Source organism: Phytobacter sp. MRY16-398 (assembly GCF_003925915.1).
In the GTDB taxonomy this organism is placed as follows: Bacteria; Pseudomonadota; Gammaproteobacteria; order Enterobacterales; family Enterobacteriaceae; genus Phytobacter; species Phytobacter diazotrophicus.
Map to the genome: position 1 here is coordinate 4,673,139 of NZ_AP018756.1, position 25,074 is coordinate 4,698,212.

Below are 25,074 nucleotides of genomic sequence, written 5' to 3' on the forward strand. Positions count from 1 at the left end.
ATACTCTGTTAACCCTGTGTGCATTCTACGTTTGTGGAGACTCCAAGGTGAAAGAGACCGCACCTGATCCCCAGAATCATCCTGTAAGAGAGAACCCGCGCTGGCTGAGATTCGAATCCCGGGTACAGCAATATGGCGCTTATCTGCTTTTTTTGATTGTCATCAGCGCCCTTGCAGGCCTGTTTTCCCACGGATTTTTAAGCGACAGAACGCAGGAAACTGGCGATAAACAACTGCAAGTACATTACGAGCGATTCGGGCGTTTACAAAGCGATATGACGCTGGCCATTACCGTCAGCGCGCCAAAGCATGAGCAGCTCGTCATCACGCTTGGCGGCGATTTTATGCAGCAATATGAGATACGCACGCTTCAGCCGCAGCCAGACCAGGTCTCCAGTCGAAACGGAATACTGCGTCTGGAATATTCCCACGCGCATCCGGGAGACGCCTTTGATCTTTGGCTGGGGCTGACCCCACAGCTTCCGGGCAGCGTAACGTCGCAAATTGGTGTGGAAGGCGCATCCAGCACCAGCATCTGGCAATTTATTTACCCCTGAGGGCGAGACAATGGAAATGGTATTGCGGGCAATCGCCATCTATCTGGTGTTAATGGTGGTTTTTAAAATCGCCGGACGCCGGGCACTGTTACAAATGACCTCTTTTGATCTTATCTTGCTGCTGATCATCAGCGAGGCCACACAACAGGCGTTACTGGGGAATGATTTTTCCGTCACCGGTGCGGCGCTAACAATCATCACCCTGGTGACGGTGGACATTCTTTTCGGCTATCTCAAAAAATATATCAATAACGCGGAAGACATGATCGACGGTGCTCCGGTCATCCTGGTGGAACATGGCCAGATGTTACGCGGCAAAATGAAAGAGGCTGATATCACCTATGATGACATCATGGTCTCTGCACGTAATAATCAGGGCATTGATAAACTTGACGATATTAAGTACGCCATCCTTGAGCGCAATGGCCATATCTCGATTATTGCGAAGTCGCCATAAAACCGGATTTACACTGTGGCTGTCTGCAATTATGCCGCAGGCAGTTCACAGTGCGCTGCCTTCTGTCCGTCCCTTTAATTTCATTATCTTTCCATAAAACCCGCAACAGTGGCATTTAAAAATTCCATTTCTTATAATTACGATCAAGATCACACCTATATAAAAACATAAAAAACAGCAAGTTACACTCATTAAAAAATAAATGAGAGGCGCATCAACATAATTAACTCGCAGGTTGATTGACTCTTATGCACACGTGTGCATAAATAAATACAGTATGATTAAAAAGCTACATTCGGGACGGTAAGCATTTATCAAGGCATATTCTTTTCGCCATGATAGATACCCTATTGCTGTAAATAATTAACGTCGTTGCGCCACGGCTAATTCAGTCGCAGGGGAACGCTTGCCTGCTGCTTTTTACTCATCAGAAACAGTTACGTAAATACATCAATTACGGGTGATGAATGGAAACGTGTTTCAAAGATCTGTCGATAGATCAGGATGCAATACGTGATGTATTGCAAACGATGGGCCTCCTCGAAGTAGAAGAAGCCCTGCACGTCAGCCCACTCACGGGCGGCGTCTCTTCCAACATTTTAAAAGTCAGCACCGGGGAACGGCAGTTTTGCCTGAAACAGGCACTGCCAAAATTGAAAGTCGCTAAAGAGTGGCATGCACCGCTTGAACGTGTCTTTGCCGAAATAGACTGGATGCAAACCGTCGCCAGTATTGCGCCGCACTCGGTTCCCCATATCACAGGCATCGACCGTAGCGCGCTCTGTTTTGTGATGGATTATCTGCCCGCAGAGCAATTTCATAACTGGAAATCACAACTGTTAAGCGGAGAAATCGATATCGATTTTGCCGCGCAAACAGGCAGCATATTAGGTGAAATTCATCAGAAGACGGCGAAAAGCGAAGCGCTGGCAAAAACCTTCGCCTATGACGACAACTTCTTTTCGCTGCGTCTGGATCCCTACCTTGGGGAAATCGCCCGCGTTCACCCGCACTATGCTGATTTTATTTTGACGGTATTACACAGAACACAATCCACCAGACTGGCACTGGTGCACGGTGATATTAGCCCGAAAAATATCTTACGCGGCCCACATGGCCCAGTCATTCTCGATGCGGAATGCGCATGGTATGGCGACCCGGCATTCGATTTAGCATTTTGCTTAAATCATTTTCTGCTGAAAACGGTGATTGCCGGGTCGCAGGAGACACAGCAAAAACTCATGCTCGCCTTTGATGCAATGTCCCAAAGCTATTTTCACCACATCACCTGGGAACCTGTCGGGGAATACGAAGCCCGTGTCGCAACACTGCTGCCCTGTTTAATTCTGGCCCGCGTCGACGGCAAATCACCGGCGGAATATCTCCAGGGCAGGCATGCGAATAACGTACGTCGCGCAAGTTGCGCATTACTGGAGCGTCAATTTACGCAATTGAAAGACATTACATCATTCTGGCGGAAGGAGAACGGGTTATGAGTCGTATTAAAAATGTGATTGGCCGTCGCGTGTGGGATTCCCGGGGCTGGCCGACAGTTGAGGTTGAAGTGCATCTGGAAAATGGTCTTTTTGGTCGCGGCATGGCACCGGCCGGGGCCTCATGCGGGATGCACGAAGCGGTGGAACTGCGCGATGGCGGCAGTGTTCTTTCCGGCAAAGATGTGCAAAAAGCGCTGCATAACATTCAACATGAAATTGCCCCGGCGCTTATCGGCACGGATATCAACGATCAGAAACTTATCGACAGCATTCTGATTGAACTGGACGGCACGGGCACGTTCTCCCGTCTGGGGGGCAACGCCTCGGTCGCCTGCTCCATGGCGGCTATCTATGCGGCGGCTAACAATGCCCACCTGCCGCTGTGGAAGTATCTGGCAGGCGATCGGAAAGTGGCGATGCCGCTGCCGCAAATTCAGATTTTCGGCGGCGGTGCGCACGCCGGGCGGCGTATCGATATTCAGGATTTGATGGTTATCGCCAACGGGGCGAAATCTTTTGAAGAAGCGCTGGTGATGACCGCTGAGGTGTATCACAGCGCGGGGCGCATCATGAAACAGCGCGGCCATTTAAGCGGCGTGGCGGATGAAGGCGGCTGGTGGCCAGAGTTCAGCAGCAATGAACAGGCGCTGGACACGCTGGTAAAAGCGATTGAAAGCGCAGGCTATGTACCGGGCCAGGATGTCTCTATCGCACTGGATATCGCCTCGTCTGAGTTTGGCAAAGAGGGCCGTTACCGCCTGGCGCTGGAAGCCACGGAATATGACTCCGACGGCATGTGTGAATTATTGCTCGGCTGGTTGGATCGGTATCCGATTCTCTCTATTGAAGACCCGCTGGCAGAAGATGATGAACAAGGTCTTATCGCCTTTACGAAAGCCGCAGGTTCTCAGGTGCAAATTGTCGGTGATGATTATTTCGTGACAAATGGCGAGCGCGTAAAAGCAGCGGCGGAAATAGGAGCCTGTAACGCCGTATTATTAAAAGCCAACCAGGCTGGCACTATTACCCAATTACGTCATGCATTTGCCGAAGCGCAAAAAGCGGGATACGGCTCGATTGTTTCCGCGCGCTCAGGTGAAACCGAAGACAATATTATTGTCCACCTCGCATTAGGTTTGAATGCCGGGCAATTAAAAGTGGGCTCAATGACCCGCTCAGAGCGTACATCAAAATGGAATGAAGCCATTCGGCTGGAAGAGGCCAATGCTCTGGGATTTTTCGGCATCGCCGCATTAGATCATAAATAATTTTTTAATTTTATTCCGATTAGCTGAACAGGCGTTATCTCCGGGCCCTACGCATTGACCTGAATTTTCGATGTCTGTTCTGGTTGTATGAGTTTTTCCAAATTGTCGATATATAATTTCAGGAGATTCAAATGACCGATTACAGCGGCGAGGCATTGCCTGCAGCCAAAAAGAAAATGCAGATCAAACCCATTGTTCAGGTGGGTGCCGGAAACGCCCTCGAAATATATGACTTTATGGTCTATGGCTATTATGCGCGCTATATTTCGCAGGCTTATTTCCCGTCTGATAATGAATATGTGTCATTAATGCTCACCCTGATGACATTCGCTTTAGGCTTCTTCGCCCGTCCGTTCGGGGCCATTATTCTGGGGGCTTACACCGATCGTCATGGCCGTCGAAAAGGGTTAATTATGGCCCTGACCCTGATGTCCATCGGTATTTTGTGCGTCGCCATGACGCCAACCTATGCCTCCATTGGTATCGCCGCACCGATCATCGTCATTCTTGGTCGCTTGCTACAAGGTTTCTCAGCCGGCGCGGAACTGGGTGGCGTGGTTGTGTATCTGGCAGAGATATCGCCGCCGAACCGGCGTGCGTTCTATACCTGCTGGCAGGTGGGTTCCCAGCAGTTTGCGGTCATGGCAGCGTCTATTATCGGCCTGGTACTGCTCTACAACATGTCCACCGAAGATCTGCACGACTGGGGCTGGCGCGTTCCGTTGTTGATTGGCTGCGCGGTTATCCCGCTGATGTTCTGGCTGCGTTCAAACCTGCAAGAGACGGAAGTTTTCGCGAAGAAGAAAACCACACCGACCGTAAAAGAGATTTGCACAAGCCTGGTGACCGGCTGGCGCACCATTGTGGTCTGCATGGGGATGGTGGCGATGGCAACCGTCACCGCGCAAACGGTCACCACCTATGCCCCCACCTTTATCAAAAGCCTGAACCTCGGTGAGAACGTTGGCTTTATCACGCTGTTCTTTGTTGGCCTGTCGATCCTGTTCTGGCTGCCGATCACAGCGATGATCGCTGACCGGGTCAACAGAAAAACGATGCTTATCGTGGTGACGCTGACCGGTGCGCTCACCGCATGGCCGATGCTCTCCTGGCTGGCAGCCGACCCGACGGTGTTTAAATTTGTCGTCTTTGAACTGTGGTTCTCTTTTATGTATGCCTGCTACAGCTCCGTTCAGGTTGCCGCGATGGTCGAACTGGTACCGGCACATGCCCGTACGGCGGGTTACTCTTTTGCTCAGGCGGTTGCCGCCGCCGTACTGGGTGGCCTGACGCCGGCAATTTGTACCTGGCTTAACCACACCTTTAACAGTAATGCGATGGTGGGTGTCTGGCTTGGGTTTAACGCCGTATTAAGTTTGTTGGCCGTATTAACCCTCGACCATAAACAAACAGCCATTAATCAGACCAAAGAATTACATTAATTAATTGCTGACCAAACAGCAGTACATCGATTAAGTTGGTGTACTGCTGAAAATAAACTGGAAAAGGTAACGTATGAAAATTGTTATTTTAGATGGTGGCGTACTGAATCCTGGCGATCTGTCGTGGGATGCGCTTTCGCAACTGGGAGAAATATCCGTTTATGACAACTCGGCCCCGGAAGAAGTGGTGGAACGAATTGGCGATGCGGAAATAGCGATTATCAATAAAGTCGTCTTAAGCGAAAAAGAATTTAGCCAGTGTCCTAACCTGAAATTTATTGGCGTTACGGCGACCGGTTATAACGTTATTGACCTCGCAGCGGCAAAAGCCCACGGCGTGACGGTCTCCAATGTCCCGACATACGGCACCTCTACCGTCGCACAATTTACAACTGCGCTGATGCTGGAACTCTGTAACCAGGTTGGCCTGCACGACAGCGATGTCCACGCCGGTGGTTGGGGGAAAAAACCGGATTTCTGCTACTGGCTGAAACCGATGCTCGAAGTGGCGGGCAAAAACGTGGGTATTATTGGCTATGGCCGTATTGGTCAGGCGTTCGGCGCCGTGGCGCAGGCGCTGGGTATGAATGTACTGGCTTATGACGAATACCAGAACAAAGCGCTGGAAAACGACCGCGTCCGCTATGTCGACCTCGATACCCTTTACGCCGAAGCCGATGTGATTAGCCTGCACTGCTTACTGACGCCAAAAACACAGGGCATGATCAACGCACAATCCCTGCGCAAAATGAAGAGATCCGCCCTGCTGCTTAACGCCTCGCGCGGCGATCTGGTTAACGAAGCTGACCTTGCCGATGCGCTCAATAACGGCGTGATTGCCGGTGCCGCTGTCGATGTCCTCTCCAAAGAACCGCCGGTGCCTGAAAACCCAATGTTAACGGCGAAGAATTGCATTATTACCCCACACATTGCCTGGGCCTCGGTTGAAGCGCGCGGACGCATTCTGGCGACCACCGTTGATAACGTCAAAGCGTATCTGGCCGGACAACCGCAAAATCGCGTGGGCGACTGATAGCACCCTACAAATCAAATAGATAACTAGAGCAAGAACAATGAAAAACAACATTATCAAAGCGGCAGACTTGCTGCGCCAGGCCTGGGATAACAACGAAGCGGGCGATCCGATTCGCGAGCTGGTCGACAGTGAAAACCTGACGACTGCGTACATGATTCAGGATTACAACGACAAAATCTGGCAGGCGCAGGGCCGCCGTCTGGTCGGGCGTAAACTGGGTTTAACCAACAAAGCCGTGCAGAAGCAGTTCGGTATTTCAGACCCCTGTTACGGCAATATCTACGCCGACATGGTGCTGATCGACGGTGCGGAAATCACTAAACCGGTCGTCAGCGATCTGCGCGTGGAAACTGAGATTGCCGTCGTCCTGAAAAAAGATCTGACGCAAACCGAACACACCCTCCTCGACATCATCGACGCCGTTGATTACCTCCTTCCGGCGTTTGAAATCTGCGACAGCCGCGTCACCGGCTGGAACGTGAAGTCCTGTGATTTTATTGCAGACAATGCCGCCGCATGTCTGGTGGTACTGGGTACCAGGCCGGTCTCCCTCTCCGACTGTGACATCACACGCAGCGAAATGGTCACCAGGCGCGCTGGTGAAGTGGTCTCACAGGGTAAAGCGACCGCCATTCTCGGCCACCCGCTACATGCGTTGAAATGGCTGGCGGATGACCTGGTACGTATCGGTAAGCCGCTGCGCGCCGGGGAGTTTGTTATCACCGGCGCTATCGGTCCGGCGGTATCCGCCAGGCCGGGGGATGCCTTTGATGCAGAAATCACTGGCGTGGGGCTCATCAGCACCCGCTTTGCCGACTAAGGAAGTCTCGCAGGCTTAAAGGAGCCGTTATGGAACTGCAAAAAAATCATTTCAAGCATGCCATTAAAAACAACAGTGTACAGCTCGGCCTCTGGACTCAACTGGGCAGCTATATCGCCGCTGAGATCCTCTCCGGCTGTGGTTATGACTTTATTGGACTCGATGCGGAACATGGCCCGAGTGAATACATCGAAATTTACTCGCAGTTGCAGGCCTGCGCGGCTGGCGGACCGACTCAGCCCATCGTACGCATCCCCAACCACGATATTTCGCTGATTAAGCGTTATCTGGATGCGGGGGTAAATACCCTGATGGTGCCGCAGGTGGATACCGTCGAACAGGCAAAAGCGCTGGTCTCTGCCGTGCGCTATCCACCTCATGGCGTGCGCGGCTACTGTGGCGCGCCGCGTGCATCCGGCTTTGGGCGGATAAAAAACTACGCCACCACCTGCGAGGAAGAAATTTGTCTCATCGTGATGCCGGAAACCACCCTCGCGCTGGAAAATATCGAGGCGATGGCGGCCATTGATGGCGTTGACGCTTTCTTTATCGGCCCCGGCGATCTCGCGGCCAGCCTCGGTTATATTGGTCAGCCGATGCACCCGGAAGTCATTAAAGTGATTGAAGAGACCGGCCGACGCATCAAAGCGGCTGGAAAAGCCGTCGGCATTCTCTGTACGGATGAAGCGCAAACCCGCCGTTATATCGAGCTGGGTTTCCAGATGATTGCCATTGGTTCTGACCAGGGGCTATTGACCAAAGGCGCGGAGCAACTGCTGGCGAAATTCAGATAGTTTCCCGAAGTACTTGTTTTGGTGTTTCTTTTCCGGATGCGCGCGGCAGCCTCATCCGGTTTTTTCTTTTAGCGACGGGGGCGAATCGCTTTTGTGGAGTCGCCGGTCACCAGTTGCGGGGTAAAGATCTGGCTATCGGTGGAGGCGTAAAAGGCCTCCGGAGCAAGCGTCTGCTCCTGATTCATCAGGCGATCAATGATGGCAACACAGGCGTCAGCAATCTGTTTTTCCGGCAGCGAAATATAGGTCAGTTTCATCTCCAGCAGGCTGGCCCAGGAGACATCGCCATAAGCCACCAGCGAAAGGTCGTCCGGGATACGGATATTTTTCTCTTTCGCGGCCAGTAAGATGCTCATGGCATAACGTGGGCTACCGAGCACCAGGGCGGTAGGCGGCACCTCTGCGGCCATCACGCGCCTGAAAGCCTCACCGCCAAACTCGGCCTGCGGCGGACCGACATGAATAAGCGCCTGGAGCGCCGTCTGTTCTGCCGGGGTGAAACATTGCAGAAAGCCCTGTAAACGTTCATAGCCAGTGCTCAACTCTTCGGAGGAGCCAATATAACCGATACGCTGGTGGCCCAGTTCTCGCAGATGTTTTACCGCCAGCGAAATGCCGTGGCGATCGTCTATAGCGATAACCGGCGCCTGCAGGCTGCGATGTTTGCGCAGTAGCTGGACGGCATTCGTACGGGTAATCAGCTCTTGCGTTTCTGCAAGAGGGTTGGCGGTTGGGGCGAAAATAATGCCGTCCACACGGGCGGTCATTAAGCGCAACAGCGCGGCATGTTCCATCTCCGGCTTGTCGCTGGTAATGCCCAGCATCATCTGCCAGGAGCGCTCGGCGGCGACATGCGCGATGGCATTAGTGACGGTAATAAAGAAATCGTTCTGAATATCCGGGATCACCAGACCAAATGCGCCGGTACTGGCATTACGCAGCGCGCGCGCGGCGCTATTGGGAATATAACCATAATCTCTGGCAGCCTGTAGCACACTGTCTTTGGTGGCCTGGCTAATGGCGGGGTGATCGTTTAAAGCACGCGATACCGTGGTATGAGATAAGCCCAATATTGCAGCCAATTTTTTTATTGTCACTGCGTCACCTTAATGTCGTCCTGGCGCGGATTTCCCGTCATCAATTCAGAAAGCCGGGGATTAAATTATAATCCCTACAGTTTTTCGCTGTGAAAATGCACCAAGAATATTGTGCATAAGCCATAATAACAGATTCTTATATCTGGCACTATCGTTTTACCATACTAACATCTGCCTGAATTAATTAGACATAGTGCAAACTTATAAATATTTTAACTTGCCTTAAGAATCGTTTTCTTATTAAGAAAAAATTAAGGGTTATTATTATTGATAATGAAAAATGATATTTAATTCCCCAAAACGCTCCCTTCCCTGTGCGCCTCTCCTGCCCGTCGTACCGATCTTTTACAAGAACAAGCGAGACATTCCTCACACTTTTACATGACAGGCTATGCTGTTAGGGAGGACAAATTTCATTCTAAGGAGACGCCAATGACCACCCGGCAACCGCTTTTCCCCCGCCGCCAGACGCATCCCGTTGCAGACGAGCACGCTGTTTTAAACTGGGCGCAAAACGCCACGCTGGCACAGGAACGCGCGGTTATCACACCAGAAACTGAAGCGCAGTTGCAGCAGGCGATTGCCAGTTGTCAGGGGCGGGTACGCATCATGGGCAGTCGCATGTCTCCGGGCAGGATGCTCGCGATAACCCAGCCGCAGGATATCCTGATTGATCTCTCCCGTCTGCGGGGCCTGCTGGCGGTGAGCGACGATAGCGTCACCTTTGCCGGTGGTACTCCGCTGCATGAGGTTTATGAAGTGCTGACCGCCATGAACCGTATGCTCCACGCCTCGCCGGGGGTGATTGCCTCGCAGACGCTGGCGGGCGCGATCTCGACCGGCACGCACGGCCAGGGTATGCAGCAAAGCTCGCTGGCGGATGAGGCGCTTGCTATCCGGCTTATTGATGCAGCGGGCCAGATTCATACGCTGGATGACCAGCATCCCTGGTTTGCGGCGGCACAGTTGGGGCTGGGAACGCTGGGCGCCATCAGCGCCGTTACGCTACGCACGCGTCCTTACACACAGTTTACCTGTTTTAAAAGCGCGCACAGTGCCGATACGCTCGAAGAAGATCTGGTGGCCTGGAATCAGCAATGGACATTCAGCAAGGCCTGGTGGTTTGTAGATGAAAACAAAGTCCACGCCTGGAATGCCCGTGAAGCGCATGACGATGAGCGTCAGGCCTGGCGGGATAACCATGGTGACCTGCTGATGCTGGAAGAGACCAGTGATCAGATGAATGTCGCGGTGGAAAACACCCTGCAAAATATGCGCAACGACACCCGTATCGTGGATGAAAACGGTAAGCCGTTTCGTACAGTGACGCGCTTTAAAGATTTCTCCGACGTGATTGGCGATGTCTATCAGGTCTTCTGTCGCGGCATCGCCACGCCGCAGATCAATATAGAGATTGGCGTACCGATGGACCGCGCCCCCGCGCTTATCACACGGATCCGCGAGTGGCATACCCGCGAACAACCTCATATGCACTACCCGATCATTTTGCGCTGTACCGGGCCATCAGGCGCCTGGCTGAGCCCATCCTGGCAGCAGCCCACCTGTTTCTTCGGTTTTGTGGTCTATTACGCCGAGGATGGTTCACTCTCCGAAGAGGGGCTGGCCTTTTTGCGCGCGGTGGAGACGCTTTTGGCAAGCGAGGGTGGGAAGCCCCACTGGGGGAAATATTTCGATGCCAGCCTGTATGACTGGCCCGCGCTTTATCCACAGTTACCTGCTTTCAAGGAGGTGCGCCAGGCGCTCGATCCGCAGGGTAAATTCCTCAATGACTTTATGGCGGAGCTGTTGTCATGAGTGCCGCGTTCGCCTGGGTGACGTTGCTCACCCAGCCCGGCTACGTACCGGGCGTGGAGGCATTGCGCCACTCGCTGCAAAAAAGCGGTTCACCGTGGCCGCTGGTGGTGATGGTGACGCCTGGCATTGAGGCCGCGACACGCAGGTCGTTGAGCGATGCCGGATGTGTGGTTCGGGAGGTGCCGATTCTTGGCCCCGATCCCGCGCTGGCACACCGCTACGCTAATGCCCGTTTTGCCGAGGTGTGGAGCAAACTGGCGGTATGGACACTTGAGGAGTATCAGCGCGTGGCGTTTCTCGACGCCGATATGCTGGTGGTACAGAACATGGATGAAGTGTTCGAGTTACCGCTACAGGCGGGCTTTATTGCCGCCTGCCACGCGTGCCGGTGTAATCCCAACCGTATCGCCAGCTACCCGGAAAGCTGGCAGCCTGAAAACTGCTATTACAGTTGGTGTGAAGATCCGCAGATGACGGCGCATCCACCGGCGACCCTGGATAATTATCTTAATGGCGGTTTTCTGCTGTTGACGCCGGATAAAGATATGTATGACAGGATGGTGACGCAACTGGCCGCCATGGCGGATATCTCCGATTACGTGTTTGCCGAGCAGGATTTTCTCAACGATGTTTTCCGCGATCGCTGGGTGCCGCTGCATTATGGTTATAACGCATTAAAGACGCTGGCGTTGCAGCACCCGAAGATGTGGGATTTCAGCAGGGTGAAGAATGTGCATTACATCATTGATAAACCCTGGGAGAAGTTCCCCGAGCCGGACGATAAGTGGTACGCATTGCACCGTCTGTGGTGGGAGTATTACCCGCATTGAGGGGGGAAATCTGTGAGGTCTGCTCCCCCTCACCAGAGCACATTCAGGAAAAATCCCCGGTGGCGCTGCGCTTACCGGGGCTACAAATCGTAGATACTGTGAACGTCTTCAACCTTGTTAACCATGGCTGACTCGTTTTCCCGCATGACAACCACAGCGACATCTATGTGCCCCTCTGGCGCAGAGCGTGCAGCGAGGGGGTTGAGTCCCCGCTGAAATCGGTGAGACGAAGACCCTATGGCAAGGTCAGGCCGCCAGGGATGGCGGACTGAGGTTTGTCGAGACAGGACGTCGAGTCAAACCGACCGCAGGCAGCGGGGCGGGAGGCGAACGCAGTGCGAAGCACCGATTTTTTGCGGGGCCGCGGGGATTGTAAAGGGGAACGCGGTGTTCCCCTTTACCCGTTCACGTGTCCGGAGGTGACATTTCGCCATGAACATAAGGTGAACGGAACCCACCTTCCGAGCCGCATATTCCCCTCACCCCAACCCTCTCCCAGGGGGAGAGGGAGAAAACCGGTGGTAGCCCGGATAAGGCATTTGCGCCGCATCCGGGAATGCGTTACCCCACCATCTCAAGGTAAATCCGGCGCAACAGCTTCGTTATCTCGCCAGGCTTACCGTCGCCGATTTGCTGACCGTCCACACTCACCACCGGCCAGACAAAGGTGGTGGCGGAACTGATAAACACTTCGCTCGCCTGGCGTGCCTCTTGCGGCGTAAATAACCGCTCTTCAAAGGTGATGCCGTGCTCCTCACCCAGACGGAACAACGCCTTACGGGTAATGCCGTGCAAAATATTATTGCTCAACGGCCGCGTAACGATGGTTTTATCTGCCGTCACGATATAACAGTTACAAGAGCTGCCTTCGGTAATAAAGCCATCTTCAACCAAAAACGCATCATCCGCGCCGTTGGCCTCGGCCCAGGCTTTTGCCAGACACGGCGCCAGCAACTGCACGGTTTTAATATCCCGCCGCTGCCAGCGAATATCCGGGCAGGTCACCACACGGATGCCCTTACTGGCAGCAGGATGGTCCACAACCGCACGCGCCTGGGTAAACAACACCAGCGTGGTCGGCGTCTGCGCCGATGGAAAGTGAAAATCGCGATCGCCACTGTTACCGCGCGTCAGTTGCAGATAGATCCCCCCTTCCGTGAGCCCATTCTCCGCGATCAGGCGCTGATGGATCTCGCGCAGATCGTCTTGCGAAAGCGTCAGAGGTAAGCCCAGCTCACGACAAGATCGCGCGAGCCGCGCAACATGGCCGGCAAAGTCCACCAGCTTGCCGTTCACCACCGCCGTAACTTCATACACTGCGTCGGCAAATAAAAAACCACGATCAAAAACGGAAATTTTGGCCTCTTCTTCCGGCACATACTCCCCGTTGAGGTAAACCGTGCGTGACATGTCTATCTCCTTACATCATTACGCCACTAACCCCATAACGCCGGGGTCGGGGGAAAAAGTTCGCTGCCGTCGTAACGCAACCCGTCTTCACGATCTTCGGCGAGCAATAGCGGCCCGTCGAGATCAACCACGCTCGCCTGCTGCGCCACTACCACGGCGGGTGCCATCGATAACGATGTGCTGACCATGCAACCCACCATAATCTGCAGGCCAAGACGCGTGGCCTCTTCCCGCACGCGCAGCGCCTCGGTTAATCCGCCGGTTTTATCCAGTTTGATATTCACCATCTCGTAGCACCCGGCAATAGCGCCAAGCGAGCCAAGATCGTGGCAGGATTCATCGGCGCACAGCGGCACCGGATGCGGCAACTGAGCCAGCACCGCGTCTTTGCCTGCCGGGAGCGGCTGCTCAATAAGCGTGACGCCAAGGCGCGCCAGTTCGGGAGCCTGACGCAGATAGATCGTCTCATCCCAGCCTTCGTTGGCATCCACAATCAGTCTGGCCTGCGGCGCCCCTTCCCGCACAGCGCTGACCCGGGCAATGTCCTCATCATCGGCGAGCTTGAGTTTAAGTAGCGGACGCCAGGCGTTTTCCTGCGCCATCTGCTGCATGCGCGCCGGGGTATCAAGGGATAAGGTGTACGCGGTATGCAAACTGTGTGGTGCGGGCAATGCGGCCCGCTGCCAGACACTCTGCCCGGACGACTTACACTCCAGATCCCAGAACGCGCAGTCCAGCGCATTACGCGCCGCCCCCGCAGGCAGTGCGCTTTGCAATTGCATACGCGTCATACCCGCCGCTAGCGCGGGGCGCAGACGCTCGATTTGTGCCATGACGCTCTCAACCGATTCGCCATAACGCGCATAAGGCAGACATTCGCCGCGTCCGGTAAATCCCTGCAACTGAAGGGTGACACTCACCACATCGGCCACGGTTCGACTCCCCCTGGCGATGGTGAACGCATGGCGCAATGGCCAGCGTTCATGGGCGATGGTCAGTTCCATTACAGTGCCGCCAGCGTATCAACAATCGCGCCAACGCCCTGACGGAACGGATCCACAACCGGCAGTCCGTGACGTGCTTCCAGTTCAGCCATCAACGCCCGCGCATCGGCATCGCTCAGGGCGGAGGTATTCAAAGAGATCCCCACGAAACGGGCATCCGGGTTGGTGAGTTGCGCCATTTTCAGGTTCAGCGCCATACAGTCAGCGATGTCCGGAATCGGATAATCCACGCCGCGCATATGGGTACGGGTCGGCTCGTGACACAGCACCAGCGCATCCGGCTGCGCGCCATGAATCAGGCCAGTCGTCACGCCCGCGAAAGAGGGATGAAACAGTGACCCCTGCCCTTCAATAATATCCCAGTGATCGGCCTCGTTCGCCGGGGCGAGCGTTTCCACCGCGCCGGAGACAAAATCGGAGACCACCGCGTCAACGCTCACGCCCGCCCCGCTAATCAGAATGCCGGTTTGCCCGGTGGCGCGAAATGTGGCTTTGCCGCCGCGCGCCAGGATCTCTTTTTCAATAGCCAGCGCGGTATACATTTTGCCGCAAGAGCAGTCAGTGCCCACTGGCAGTACGCGTTTACCGCTGCGTTTGCGCCCGCTGGCAACCGGGTATTGCTGCGTCGGATGGCGAACATCAAACAAATTGCGACCCAGCCGGTCGGCCAGCGCTTTTAACTCAGGAACATCGGCCAGTTTATTATGCAGGCCCGCCGCTAAATCCATTCCCTTTTCCAGCGCCGCGCTCAGTACTGAAATCCACTCTTTTGAAATAATACCGCCACGGTTAGCCACACCCACCACCAGTGTTTTTGCCCCCGCCTTAACCGCAGCATCAATATCCATATCCGTTAATTGGCAATCGGCATGGCAATTCGCCATACGGTACTGACCCACGCAATATTCCGGGTGCCATTGTTTAATCCCATCGGCAACTTTTGCTGCCAGTTGGTCATGCGCATCACCAAGAAAAAGCAGATAGGGCTTTTGGATATTCATTATTTATCCCCCTCAGGATAAGACTGAAAATAAATTAACGCAGAAATAACATTTCTGAAAAAAATTAAATAAAGGCTGACTGTTTATGCAGAATAACAAGGGTTTTATTATTGTCAACTGTCGCTATTGCAGGCTTTATTTACCATGTTTATTGCAAATAGGCAGTGTTTTATTCTGATAAAAGAAATCCAGAAAACGCTTGTGAAAATATTAATCTTTAAATCCACCCCCTCCCCTCAGCCAGGCAATAAAAATATTTATCATAATGTGATCTCATCACTATTCACGCACCAATAAAGCGCAATGCACTATTTTAGCGATCCAAAACAGTGCTATTACGCACGATAAATCTATAAGAAGAATGGATGAGAAAAATCCAATTAATGGATGTAAGGTGAATCCGTTATTGATGGAAATTGTCGCCAGAAATATCTCTGGAAAATCAAAAGGCCTGGCCCTTAATTAATATTCATTTCTTCCGGCTTTCGTTTCTAACGGAAATATCAGGCTCGCGCTTACGGAAGAAGTCAGTACGACATGCAGCGCATTCCAGACGAAGCGGCCGCGTGGTGCCAGGCGCATCAGTATTCAGTGTTACGCGGTATTTGATGCTTCAACATTCACAATTAACTGACGGACGGTGAGGTAACAATGAAGAGTTTTTGTGGGAAAGTCTCTTTAATGGCAGTACTGATTTCCGGCCTGGCTGGGGCGCACAGCGCACTGGCGGCAGAGATTAAAATCGGTGTGGTATTGCCCCTGAGCGGGCCGCTCAGCGGATATGGTCAACCTTCGCAGAAAGGCCTGGAACTGATTCAGAGCATCACCCCGACCCTGAAAAACGGCGACACCGTCAAGCTTATCGTGATTGACGATAAAAGTGACAAAGTTGAAGCCGCGAACGCCATGCAGCGCCTGGTCTCCAGCGACAAAGTCGACGCGGTGATCGGTGAAGTCACCTCCGGTAATACGCTGGCGATGGTCAAAATTGCCGATGACAGCAAAACTCCGCTGGTCTCCTCTACCGCAACCAACGACCGCGTCACCCGTAACCACCCGTATGTCAGCCGCGTCTGTTTCTCCGACAGCTTCCAGGGCGTGGTGGGTGCCAACCTGGCCTCACGCGATCTGAATGCGAAAACGGCGGCTATCGTCTTTGACAGCAGCAACGACTACTCCGTTGGCCTGGCCAAAGCCTTCCGCGCCCAGTTCCTGAAAAATGGCGGCACCATTCCTATTGAAGTCCAGGCACCTGCGGGCAGCAAAGACTTTAAAGCGCAGCTTTCCAGCGTGAAAGCCAAAAACGTCGACATGATCTACATGCCGATCTACTACACCGAAGGCGCACTGATTGCCGTGCAGGCAAAACAGTTGGGCTTAAACAAACCGGTTGTTGGCGGCGATGGTCTGGCGGCGGATCCGGTGTTCTTTGATGTGGGCAAAGATGCGGTGAACGGGTACATGACCACCGACTACTACTCACCGAACGCCAAAGAGCAGACTCCGGCAGGCGAAACCTTTATTAAAGGCTGGGAAGAGAAATTCAAATCGCCAACCCATACCTGGGGCGCAATGGCAGCCGATGCCTACAACGTGATCGTCAATGCGATGAACCAGTGTAGCGATCCGCACGATCGCGTCTGCGTTAACGAGAAAATCCGCGCGACCAAAGACTTCCAGGGTGTAACCGGTACGTTAACCCTGAAAGACGGCGACGCCATTCGTAGCGCGGTGATTAACGAAGTGAAAGATGGTCAACTGGCATTCAAAACTGTGGTGAATCCGTAAGCAGTAATAAGAGGTTATTAAACGAGATGGATGGCACCATTTTTCTCCAGCAGGTCGTCAATGGCATGAGTCTGGGCGGCATGTACGCCTTGATCGCCATTGGCTATACCATGGTGTATGGGGTCCTGCGCCTGATCAACTTCGCGCATGCGGATGTCATGATGGTCGGTGCATTTGCGACCCTGTTTCTTTTTTCTTCCATTGGGCTGCCCTTCTGGGTAGCCATTTTACTGACCCTCGGGCTTTGCGGCCTGTTGGGAATGTTTATCGACCGGGTGGCTTATCGCCCGCTGCGTCAGGCATCAAAAATCTCCATGCTGATCACCGCCATTGGCGTCAGCTTCTTCCTGGAAAACTTGTTTAACGTCCTCTTCGGCGGCAGCTCGCGTTTCTTTTCTGCGCCGGACTGGTTCAACAACACCCTGACTTTTGGTCACATCATCATCACTAACGTGGCGTGGGTCGTGCCGCTGATCACCGTGCTTCTGCTGCTGGCGATCCTCTGGCTGCTCTACCGCACCCGCTACGGGATGGCGATCCGCGCGGTGGCGTTTGACGTCAATACCGTGCGCCTGATGGGTATTGATGCGAACCGCATTATCTCGCTGGTGTTCGCCCTGGGCAGCAGTCTTGCCGCGCTGGGCGGTGTCTTTTACTCCATCAGCTACCCGACTATCGATCCGTTGATGGGCGTACTGATTGGCCTGAAAGCGTTTGCCGCCGCCGTACTCGGTGGCATTGGCAGCGTCACCGGCGCGGTGCTGGGCGGGTTTATTCTTGGCTTCACCGAAGTGGTCGCTGTCGCGCTGTACCCCGAACTGGGGGGTTACAAAGACGCCTTCGCCTTTATGTTTTTGATTCTGGTCTTGTTGTTCCGCCCGGTGGGCATTATGGGTGACGAACGTCTGGAAAGGAGCCGCTTCTAATGTTTAACGCTTCAACCACTCTCGGCGCTCAGGGGCGTAACCTGGTCATTATTGTGCTCGCCATTGCGCTGCTGGCCGGGATGAATCTGGTTTTCAACGATTACATTATTCGGGTAATCAGCACCGTATTTGTCTTTATGATCCTGGCGGTGAGCTACAACCTGATTAACGGCGTCACCGGGCAGTTGTCACTGGAACCCAATGGATTTGTCGCCGTGGGTGCCTATGTTACCGCGCTGTTTATTCTCTCAAGCGACAGCAAAATCGATATGTTCGAGATGACCGCGCCAAGCCCGTTTATCCTGATGTTACACACCAGTTTCTTACCGGCGCTGTTGATAAGCGGACTATGCGCCGCTTTCCTGGCGGTCTGCCTCGCGTTCCCTGTGTTTCGCGTACGCGGCGACTATCTGGCGATTGTGACCCTGGGTTTTGGCTTTATTATCAAGATCCTCGCCATCAATAACCCGCAGATCACCAACGGCGCCATTGGACTTAATGATATTCCTCAGCAGCCCCATCTGCTGTTCTGGTGCGGGCTGTTCGCCCTGGCGGCATCGGGGATGATCCTGCAACTGGTGTGGTCGAAGTATGGCCGCATGATGAAGGCGATCCGCGATGACGAAGACGCCGCCATCGCCATGGGGGTGAATACCTTTCGTATCAAAACCTGTGCCTTTGCCACCAGCGCCTTTTTCGAAGGCATTGGCGGTGGGTTACTGGCCTCGCTGCTGACCACCATCGCGCCGGGTTTGTTTGACTTTATGCTGACCTTCCAGTTGTTGATCATTATCGTGCTCGGCGGTCTGGGCAGCACCACGGGCGCACTGCTCGGCACCATCGTGGTTGTGGGCAGCGGCGAATGGTTGCGTTTCCTCGACCAACCGCTGTCGCTGTTCGGCCACGATCTGGGCTCTTATCCGGGGCTGCGTATGGTGGTGTTCTCACTGCTGCTGCTGATCATTATGTTATTCGCCCGTGAAGGTCTGTTGGGCAAAAAAGAAGTGTGGCAAGTCCGCTTCGGGAGACGCCGTCATGACGTCAAATAACGCGATTCTCGAAGTGCAGGAGGTCGTCATGCAGTTCGGCGGCCTGCGGGCGATTGATAATGTCAGTTTTCACGTTGATGAAGCCGAAATCTTTGGCCTGATTGGCCCCAACGGCGCCGGAAAAACTACCCTGTTTAACGTCATCACGGCCAACTACAAGCCGACCAGCGGCAACGTGCTGCTGGCGGGCAAATCGGTCAAGGGCTTAAAACCAAACAAGGTGGTGAACGCAGGGATTGCCCGCACCTTCCAGAACATCCGTCTGTTTAACTCGATGACCGTGCTGGAAAACGTGATGGTCGGGTTGGATCACAGCAGCCACTATTCACTGCTGGAAGCCGCGCTGCACATTGGCCGCTATTTCCCTGCCGAACGTGCCGCCCGGGCAAAGGCGATGGCGCTACTGGACTATATCGGTATCGCCGAATACGCCAACATGCAGGCCACCAATCTGAGCTATGGCAACCAGCGCAAAGTGGAGATTGCCCGCGCGCTGGCGACCGGGCCAAAACTGCTGTTGCTGGATGAACCCGCCGCCGGGATGAACCCCAAAGAGACAGAAGATCTGGCAAGCCTGATTTTCCGAATGCGTAAGGATTACCAGCTCAGCGTGTTGTTAATTGAGCATGATATGCCGTTCGTGAACGCCCTGTGTGAACGCGTCATGGTGCTGGAATATGGCAAACCGTTATTCAGCGGACTGATGTCCGACGCGATTCAACATCCGGAGGTGATCTCCGCCTACCTGGGGGACGTAAATTATGCTTAGCGCCCGTGAGCTGAAAGTGTTTTATGGCGTTATTCAGGGGCTGAAAGGCATCGATATTGAGATTAACGACCGGGAAATTGTGACGCTGATTGGCAGCAACGGCGCGGGGAAAACCTCGACGCTGAACGGTATCGTCAATATGGTGCGCTCCAGCGGAACGGTCAATTTTCTCAATGAGGATATCTCCCGCAGTCAGACGCACCACATCGTCCGCAAGGGGCTGGCGCTGGTACCGGAAGGGCGAAAAATTTTCACCAACCTGACCATCGAAGAGAACCTTCGCATGGGGGCGTATAACAATCTGGCGAATTTCACCCGTCTGCGCGACAGGATGTACAGCCTCTTTCCGCGTCTGAAAGAGCGCCGTAAACAGATGGCAGGCACGATGAGCGGCGGTGAGCAGCAGATGCTCGCCATCGCCCGCGCCTTGATGAGCGAGCCGGTGTTATTGATGCTTGATGAGCCGAGTCTGGGCCTTGCGCCAAAAGTGGTGGGTGAGTTATTTGCCACCATTCGCCAGTTGCGTGAGGAGAACATCACCATCTTGTTGGTGGAGCAAAACGCCACGGCGGCCCTGCGGATTGCCGACCGGGCCTATGTGCTGGAAAACGGCAAGATTGTGCTTTCCGGCGAGGCAAAGGATGTGCTCGCAAACCCGGAAGTGAAGAAGATGTATCTGGGGGGATAAACCAGGTTCCCGGATGACGGCACAACGCCTTGTCCGGGCTACCTCGCCACGATCACGGGTCAACATAACCTTACCTTTCAGCGGTGATTGCTGCGGCCATCCCGCGCAAAAAACCCTCTGTTTTCCGCATGATGAGTCGAAATATTAGTAGTTTTCCCTCCGGGAAATAGAACGTATATTGACGCAAATTCATTCATCTTGTTGTCGATACTATGCCCGTTCAATTTTCATCTTTACCCGTGACCTTAGGCGTCACCGGACACCGCGATGTGCAGGATACAGAGCAGCTTCTCGCCCTGCTGGAGAGTGAAATCAGCGCGATTCAGGCGCGCTATCCTCATTCACCGGTCATGGCGCTCTCTTCGCTGGCCGAAGGGGCGGACCGCCTGTTTGCCCGCGTGATCATGGAAAAAAGATTACCGCTGCATGTGGTGTTGCCTTTTGCCAAAGAAGAGTACGAGCGTGACTTCGCCGACACGGTGACGGAATTTCGCGAACTCTACGATTACGCGCAAAAGACCGGCGGTATCTACTGCATCGACACGGTGATCCCCGGTTCTGAACCGATGATTTCCCTGGATCAAAACCCGCAGGGCTCTCTCTACCGCGACCTGCAATATGCCAGAGCGGGTATGTACCTGGCGCAGCGTTGTCATATTCTTTTCGCGCTGTGGGATGGCGAAAAAGCCAGGGGCTTAGGGGGCACCGCGCAGGTGGTTAACTTCCGGCGCGAAGGGCGCATTCAGGAGCACGACCTGGCCGCGTTGAATGCCAGACTGCCCGGCATCAAGCGCTATCTGGGTCAATCGAACCTGCTGGATGTACCGGACACCGGCCTGGTGTGCCATATTCACGTGCGCCGTAAAGCGGGAACCTATGCTAACGGCGCCACCGCCCCTTCTGTCTCCTGGTATCCGCCGCTGCCGGTCAAAGGCCAGCCGGAGACGCCATCGAGCCACGGCGAAGAGTCCTGGTATCGCAGCCTTGAGCGCCTCGATACGCTGAATGCGCGTATCACCAAAGAAGATGAGGCGAACGCCAGCCTCGGCGCATCGCATCTCTGTCACGCCGCTTTCGCCCATATCGACAGACTGGCGAATAAACAGATGAAAGATATGCGTAAGGTATACAACGTTATCTTTGGGTTGGCGGCCATCATGGCCCTGGTGGGCAACCGGGTGCCGGGTGATGGCGAGCACTGGGTTATCACCTCGCTGAGCCTGTCGCTGCTCCTGTTGGTACTGCTTTCCGTCGCGCTCAGCCGCGTCCACAGTTCTCGCGCTAACCGCAATGCCACCGAACTGCGTGCGCTGGCGGAGGGGCTGCGTGTGCAGAACGTCTGGCGTCAGGCCGGGATTGCGCGCGCCGTTTCGCTACATTATCTGCGCCGCAGCCACGACAATATCGCCTGGGTGCGCCGGGCAATGCTGGCTGCGAGTATTTACCCGCAAAGCGAGGCCAGCACGCTAAAAACGGCGATTAACTCAGTGAAAGAGAGCTGGGTGCGCGATCAGAAAAATTACTTCGAAAAAAACGTCCATAAAAAAGAGCGCAAGCACCGCCTCGCAAAACGCATGGCTTTCGGGCTGTTTATCTGCGGTATCGCCATCACGTCTGTGGTGCTGGCCTCCAGCCTGTGGGGGCTTACCGATGAGCACCTGGCGCATACACTCCATTTCTGGAATATGGTGGGCGAGCACCTGGCGGAGTTTTTGATCGCCTGCGCCGCACTCTGCGCCGCTTACGCGAAATTTCTTGGCTATGAAGAGGATATCGCCGACTACGAACGGTCCGCGGTGTTGTTCTCTACTGCGCTGGCGAAAATGGAAGCCCATTCGCCGACGCCGGATACCGAAGACTTGCAGGAAATCTTGTATGCGCTCGGTATCGAAACCCTACAGGAAAATGCACGCTGGGTGGCGCGCACCACCGGACGTGATGTGGAAATTATTGGCGGCTAACACATATTAGGCGAAGGAATGGCATGATGACTCAGGCAACCACGCAGCGCGAAATCCGGGTATTTCTCTCCTCCACGTTTCGGGATATGGACGCAGAACGCCACTATCTGGTGACCCGCGTCTTCCCGGAGATCCGCCAGATCTGCTATCAGCGGATGATCAATTTCAGCGAAATCGATCTGCGCTGGGGAATCACCGAAGAGGCGGCCCACAATGGCCGCACGGTGCAAATCTGTCTTGAAGAGATTGAACGCTGTCGGTCGCTTGGCATTCCTCCTTTCTTTATCGGTTTCCTTGGCGAGCGCTACGGCTGGGTGCCGCAGGCTGACGATCTGGCCGCCTACTGGCAGCAATCACCGGACCAGCGCTACGCCGGGCTGATCCGTGACGCACTGAAAGAAAATATCAGCGTCACGGAGCTGGAAATTCGCTTTGCGTTTCTGGCGCCTCCGCCGGATGTCGCCCCCCTCTCTTCTGCCAGCACGCCGCGTGTGCAGATGTTTTTACGCGATCCGGCCCTCACTGCCACCATGGCAAGCGCTAACGCTCCGCAGGATGTCTGGTTTGATCGCCTGCCTGATGGCACGCCGGATAGCACGCGCACAGCACAACTGGCTTCCCTGAAACAACGGCTGCGTCAGCATTTTCCGCAGACTATCGCTATCGACGGCTATGACAGCGTGGAACAATTCGGCGAGGCGGTAAGAGCTTACCTGCTCAGCGCCATCGATACGCTGTATCCGGCGGAAAAGATGCCCAATCGCTGGCAACAGCGCACCCATGAACACGCGCAGTTCGCCGCCGTGCGTCGCCGGGCCTATGTGCCGCTTACAGCATTTCGCCAGCAGATAGTCAGCGAGCTTAACCAGGGCTGGATGGCCATTTCCCCGGAACCCTGGCTGATTACCGCCCCGTCGGGGATGGGTAAAAGCGCCTTTTTAGCCGACTTAGAAAGCACGCTGCGGGAGAAAAACCGGCAGGCGCCGATGCCGTGGGACGACGATTATGTGCCGCTTGAAATTAGCGAGCTCCTGAGCCAGGACGATAACTATCGTGTATTCAGCCACTATATTGGCGCGGATGGCGACACGACGCTCGACAACTGGCGTAACCGGCTGTTCTGGTTTTTGGCCGAAGAGGGAGATAGCACAGAGCCCGCCTCCGATGACCATCACGCCTGGCAGCAGGTGATGGAAAGAGTTCAACGCTTCCGTCAGCGCGAGAATGCGACGCTGGTTCTGATTCTGGATGCCATCAACCAGTTTGATAAACCTGAGCTTGCGATTCACCGCCTGCAACAGCTTGAATGGCCTTCACGCGTGCTGCTGGTCTTGTCCGCCACGCCAGAGGTGCTGTCATTCCTTGAGCAGCAAAAATTCACCTGGAAATGCCGCTCGCTTCCGGCGCTGACGCAGGAAGAGCGCGAAGCGCTTTGCCAGGCAAGCCTGAGCCTGGTCAGCAAGTCCTTGTCCGGGGAGCTTACCGGACAGCTTATCAGCGCGCCCGCCTGCGACAATCCGCTGTTTATGCGCCTGGTATTAGAAGAGCTTTGCCTGCATGCCCGACACGAAGCGCTGCCGGAGAGACTGACCACGCTGCTGGCCTGTGCCGGGCCTGGCGCGTTGTTTACCTCCGTATTAGCGGCGTCCGACCGTGATTTCTCATCGAAACTGGCGACCCGCGCCGCCTGCGCCATTGCGGCCTCTCGTCGGGGGCTGACCCATGGCGAACTGTCCCGCATTCTGGCGATTTACCCCTCGCTGAAAGTCCCGGATAGCGAGTTAGTGCCGCTGCTGGCACGGCTTGCCCCGTATTGTCAGAACAGCGATGGTCGCCTGCGGTTATTGCATAACACGCTCTATCAGGCGCTACAGGACAATGATGAAATGGAAAGCTGCCGGGAACGTATTCTCGGGGAGATCCAGGACAGCAGCGGCTTTGCGCTGGCGGAACGCACCTGGCAGTGGCTGTCGCTCGGTGAGATCGATCCGGTCATACGCGAACTCTCTGAGGTGATGGCGGTGATCCGTTTGCACGAGGTGGATCCGGGCCTGTTACACACCGTCTGGCAGTTTAGTGGTATTTACGACGGACGGCGTCTTGACCCCCGGTTTGAACAGACATTTGCGTGGACCGCCCCGGACCCGGCGGTGCTGCAAAACCACCTGCCTGCCGCGCTCTCCATCTTCACCTGGTTACGTCAGAGCCGGGCGGAAAAGGCGGCGACACGGTGGGCAGAGATGATTAAACCTGCCGTAGAGGACGATAAAACGCCGCCGGGGCTGAAAGCGCACTTTTACAATACGCTCACGGTACTGGCGCAAAAAACCGCTAACCCGGCACTGGCAAAAGAGGCCATGGATCAGGTGCTGGAAAATCTGTTTAACCCCGGTGAAGCCGGCATGAAAATGCTGGCCGTAACCATGTCTAACATGGCGCAGCAACTCAATGCGGCGGGTAAGAGTGAACAGGCGCTGGAACTTTACCAGAAGGCAAAAGTCGCGGCCCTGCAACCCCCGCGGGACCCTGCCGTTCTGGCCAACATTATCATGCAAATCGCGCAGATTAAGGCCCAAAGCGGCAACACCGCCGAAACGGAACAGCATCTGCAGGAAGCGGTTGCACTCATCGAACAGATGCCGCCAACACCGCAGCGGCAAATTATGCTGTCATCGTTTTATCAGGAACTTGCCACCGTTTATCTGGTGGAAAAAAACTTTGCCCGCGCCGTCGGGCTCTATGACCGCGCTATTGCCGCGGTAGAAACGATTTACAGCAGCGACGCAACCGAGATACGCAAACTCGAGGAAAGTCGCGATCTGTTTTACCGCCTGGCCGGCGAGCACGGCCAGACAGAGTAAGCCCG

General features: G+C 54.6%; 21 protein-coding genes. 17 read left to right on the forward strand and 4 right to left on the reverse strand.

Features of this window, described 5'->3' with window-relative positions:
* Positions 1–47 precede the first annotated feature (47 nt).
* From MRY16398_RS22910 to MRY16398_RS22945, 8 genes are all read left to right on the forward strand, one after another.
* Positions 48–557 (forward strand): hypothetical protein, encoded by a 510-nt coding sequence (locus MRY16398_RS22910; protein ID WP_041852582.1) that lies wholly within the window; start codon positions 48–50, stop codon positions 555–557.
* A 10-nt stretch (positions 558–567) separates the two neighbouring features.
* The gene (locus MRY16398_RS22915; protein WP_041852583.1) at positions 568–1,014 is read left to right on the forward strand and encodes a DUF421 domain-containing protein; all 447 of its coding nucleotides are present in this window, start codon (positions 568–570) and stop codon (positions 1,012–1,014) included.
* 467 nt (positions 1,015–1,481) lie between these two features.
* Positions 1,482–2,510, forward strand: a complete 1,029-nt coding sequence (locus MRY16398_RS22920; RefSeq protein ID WP_125125241.1) for a phosphotransferase family protein — start codon at positions 1,482–1,484, stop codon at positions 2,508–2,510.
* Positions 2,507–3,778 (forward strand): phosphopyruvate hydratase, encoded by a 1,272-nt coding sequence (gene eno / locus MRY16398_RS22925; protein WP_125125242.1) that lies wholly within the window; start codon positions 2,507–2,509, stop codon positions 3,776–3,778. Before MRY16398_RS22920 ends, eno begins: the two co-directional genes overlap by 4 nt.
* 131 nt (positions 3,779–3,909) lie before the next feature.
* Positions 3,910–5,220, forward strand: coding sequence for a tricarballylate/proton symporter TcuC (tcuC, locus tag MRY16398_RS22930; protein WP_071195874.1), 1,311 nt, complete (start codon positions 3,910–3,912; stop codon positions 5,218–5,220).
* Between the two features lie 73 nt (positions 5,221–5,293).
* Positions 5,294–6,253 carry a D-2-hydroxyacid dehydrogenase gene (locus MRY16398_RS22935; protein WP_079497593.1) on the forward strand — a complete coding sequence of 320 codons (960 nt, stop codon included), beginning with the start codon at positions 5,294–5,296 and terminating at the stop codon, positions 6,251–6,253.
* Positions 6,254–6,293: 40 nt separating this feature from the next.
* Positions 6,294–7,076 carry a 2-keto-4-pentenoate hydratase gene (locus tag MRY16398_RS22940; RefSeq protein WP_125125243.1) on the forward strand — a complete coding sequence of 261 codons (783 nt, stop codon included), beginning with the start codon at positions 6,294–6,296 and terminating at the stop codon, positions 7,074–7,076.
* 29 nt (positions 7,077–7,105) lie between these two features.
* Positions 7,106–7,870, forward strand: a complete 765-nt coding sequence (locus tag MRY16398_RS22945) for an HpcH/HpaI aldolase family protein (RefSeq protein WP_041852588.1) — start codon at positions 7,106–7,108, stop codon at positions 7,868–7,870.
* A gap of 68 nt (positions 7,871–7,938) precedes the next feature.
* Here the strand turns inward: MRY16398_RS22945 and MRY16398_RS22950 are convergent, their stop codons facing one another.
* Complete coding sequence (locus tag MRY16398_RS22950) at positions 7,939–8,967, reverse strand: LacI family DNA-binding transcriptional regulator (protein ID WP_052249362.1); 1,029 nt, start codon at positions 8,965–8,967, stop codon at positions 7,939–7,941.
* 432 nt (positions 8,968–9,399) lie between these two features.
* Between MRY16398_RS22950 and MRY16398_RS22955 the strand changes: the two genes are divergently transcribed.
* Both MRY16398_RS22955 and MRY16398_RS22960 read left to right on the forward strand, forming a co-directional pair.
* The gene (locus tag MRY16398_RS22955; RefSeq protein ID WP_079497595.1) at positions 9,400–10,782 is read left to right on the forward strand and encodes a D-arabinono-1,4-lactone oxidase; all 1,383 of its coding nucleotides are present in this window, start codon (positions 9,400–9,402) and stop codon (positions 10,780–10,782) included.
* A complete protein-coding gene (locus tag MRY16398_RS22960; protein WP_107223689.1) occupies positions 10,779–11,612 on the forward strand; it encodes a glycosyltransferase family 8 protein in 834 nt (277 codons plus the stop codon). Before MRY16398_RS22955 ends, MRY16398_RS22960 begins: the two co-directional genes overlap by 4 nt.
* Before the next feature lie 561 nt (positions 11,613–12,173).
* Here MRY16398_RS22960 and MRY16398_RS22965 read toward each other — a convergent pair.
* The 3 genes from MRY16398_RS22965 to dgcN are packed head-to-tail and all read right to left on the reverse strand — an operon-like array spanning position 12,174 to position 15,027.
* A complete protein-coding gene (locus tag MRY16398_RS22965) occupies positions 12,174–13,022 on the reverse strand; it encodes a D-amino-acid transaminase (RefSeq protein WP_071195881.1) in 849 nt (282 codons plus the stop codon).
* A 26-nt stretch (positions 13,023–13,048) separates the two neighbouring features.
* Positions 13,049–14,026 carry an N-acetyl-D-Glu racemase DgcA gene (gene dgcA / locus MRY16398_RS22970; protein WP_041852592.1) on the reverse strand — a complete coding sequence of 326 codons (978 nt, stop codon included), beginning with the start codon at positions 14,024–14,026 and terminating at the stop codon, positions 13,049–13,051.
* A complete protein-coding gene (gene dgcN / locus MRY16398_RS22975; RefSeq protein ID WP_071195882.1) occupies positions 14,026–15,027 on the reverse strand; it encodes an N-acetyltransferase DgcN in 1,002 nt (333 codons plus the stop codon). Before dgcN ends, dgcA begins: the two co-directional genes overlap by 1 nt.
* Before the next feature lie 651 nt (positions 15,028–15,678).
* Here dgcN and MRY16398_RS22980 point away from each other — a divergent pair.
* From MRY16398_RS22980 to MRY16398_RS23010, 7 genes are all read left to right on the forward strand, one after another.
* Positions 15,679–16,815: an ABC transporter substrate-binding protein gene (locus MRY16398_RS22980; protein WP_041852594.1), complete on the forward strand. Its 1,137-nt coding sequence runs from the start codon at positions 15,679–15,681 to the stop codon at positions 16,813–16,815.
* A 26-nt stretch (positions 16,816–16,841) separates the two neighbouring features.
* Entirely contained in the window at positions 16,842–17,741 is a 900-nt protein-coding gene (locus MRY16398_RS22985) for a branched-chain amino acid ABC transporter permease (RefSeq protein ID WP_041852595.1), read from the forward strand.
* A complete protein-coding gene (locus MRY16398_RS22990) occupies positions 17,741–18,790 on the forward strand; it encodes a branched-chain amino acid ABC transporter permease (protein ID WP_041852596.1) in 1,050 nt (349 codons plus the stop codon). The genes MRY16398_RS22985 and MRY16398_RS22990 overlap by 1 nt, the downstream gene beginning before the upstream one ends.
* Positions 18,777–19,559: an ABC transporter ATP-binding protein gene (locus MRY16398_RS22995; RefSeq protein WP_041852597.1), complete on the forward strand. Its 783-nt coding sequence runs from the start codon at positions 18,777–18,779 to the stop codon at positions 19,557–19,559. Before MRY16398_RS22990 ends, MRY16398_RS22995 begins: the two co-directional genes overlap by 14 nt.
* Positions 19,552–20,247: an ABC transporter ATP-binding protein gene (locus tag MRY16398_RS23000; protein ID WP_041852598.1), complete on the forward strand. Its 696-nt coding sequence runs from the start codon at positions 19,552–19,554 to the stop codon at positions 20,245–20,247. Before MRY16398_RS22995 ends, MRY16398_RS23000 begins: the two co-directional genes overlap by 8 nt.
* Before the next feature lie 212 nt (positions 20,248–20,459).
* A complete protein-coding gene (locus tag MRY16398_RS23005; protein ID WP_125125244.1) occupies positions 20,460–22,208 on the forward strand; it encodes a hypothetical protein in 1,749 nt (582 codons plus the stop codon).
* A gap of 23 nt (positions 22,209–22,231) precedes the next feature.
* Positions 22,232–25,069 carry a DUF4062 domain-containing protein gene (locus tag MRY16398_RS23010; protein WP_125125245.1) on the forward strand — a complete coding sequence of 946 codons (2,838 nt, stop codon included), beginning with the start codon at positions 22,232–22,234 and terminating at the stop codon, positions 25,067–25,069.
* The last annotated feature ends 5 nt before the right edge of the window (positions 25,070–25,074 follow it).

Bases quoted from the DNA above. Each gene is read 5' to 3' on its own strand.
- MRY16398_RS22915 (WP_041852583.1), top strand. From the start codon at position 568: ATGGAAATGGTATTGCGGGCAATCGCCATCTATCTGGTGTTAATGGTG.
- MRY16398_RS22920 (WP_125125241.1), top strand. From the start codon at position 1,482: ATGGAAACGTGTTTCAAAGATCTGTCGATAGATCAGGATGCAATACGT.
- eno (WP_125125242.1), top strand. From the start codon at position 2,507: ATGAGTCGTATTAAAAATGTGATTGGCCGTCGCGTGTGGGATTCCCGG.
- tcuC (WP_071195874.1), top strand. From the start codon at position 3,910: ATGACCGATTACAGCGGCGAGGCATTGCCTGCAGCCAAAAAGAAAATG.
- MRY16398_RS22935 (WP_079497593.1), top strand. From the start codon at position 5,294: ATGAAAATTGTTATTTTAGATGGTGGCGTACTGAATCCTGGCGATCTG.
- MRY16398_RS22940 (WP_125125243.1), top strand. From the start codon at position 6,294: ATGAAAAACAACATTATCAAAGCGGCAGACTTGCTGCGCCAGGCCTGG.
- MRY16398_RS22945 (WP_041852588.1), top strand. From the start codon at position 7,106: ATGGAACTGCAAAAAAATCATTTCAAGCATGCCATTAAAAACAACAGT.
- MRY16398_RS22955 (WP_079497595.1), top strand. From the start codon at position 9,400: ATGACCACCCGGCAACCGCTTTTCCCCCGCCGCCAGACGCATCCCGTT.
- MRY16398_RS22960 (WP_107223689.1), top strand. From the start codon at position 10,779: ATGAGTGCCGCGTTCGCCTGGGTGACGTTGCTCACCCAGCCCGGCTAC.
- MRY16398_RS22965 (WP_071195881.1), bottom strand. From the start codon at position 13,022: ATGTCACGCACGGTTTACCTCAACGGGGAGTATGTGCCGGAAGAAGAG.
- dgcA (WP_041852592.1), bottom strand. From the start codon at position 14,026: ATGGAACTGACCATCGCCCATGAACGCTGGCCATTGCGCCATGCGTTC.
- dgcN (WP_071195882.1), bottom strand. From the start codon at position 15,027: ATGAATATCCAAAAGCCCTATCTGCTTTTTCTTGGTGATGCGCATGAC.
- MRY16398_RS22980 (WP_041852594.1), top strand. From the start codon at position 15,679: ATGAAGAGTTTTTGTGGGAAAGTCTCTTTAATGGCAGTACTGATTTCC.
- MRY16398_RS22985 (WP_041852595.1), top strand. From the start codon at position 16,842: ATGGATGGCACCATTTTTCTCCAGCAGGTCGTCAATGGCATGAGTCTG.
- MRY16398_RS22990 (WP_041852596.1), top strand. From the start codon at position 17,741: ATGTTTAACGCTTCAACCACTCTCGGCGCTCAGGGGCGTAACCTGGTC.
- MRY16398_RS22995 (WP_041852597.1), top strand. From the start codon at position 18,777: ATGACGTCAAATAACGCGATTCTCGAAGTGCAGGAGGTCGTCATGCAG.
- MRY16398_RS23000 (WP_041852598.1), top strand. From the start codon at position 19,552: ATGCTTAGCGCCCGTGAGCTGAAAGTGTTTTATGGCGTTATTCAGGGG.
- MRY16398_RS23005 (WP_125125244.1), top strand. From the start codon at position 20,460: ATGCCCGTTCAATTTTCATCTTTACCCGTGACCTTAGGCGTCACCGGA.
- MRY16398_RS23010 (WP_125125245.1), top strand. From the start codon at position 22,232: ATGATGACTCAGGCAACCACGCAGCGCGAAATCCGGGTATTTCTCTCC.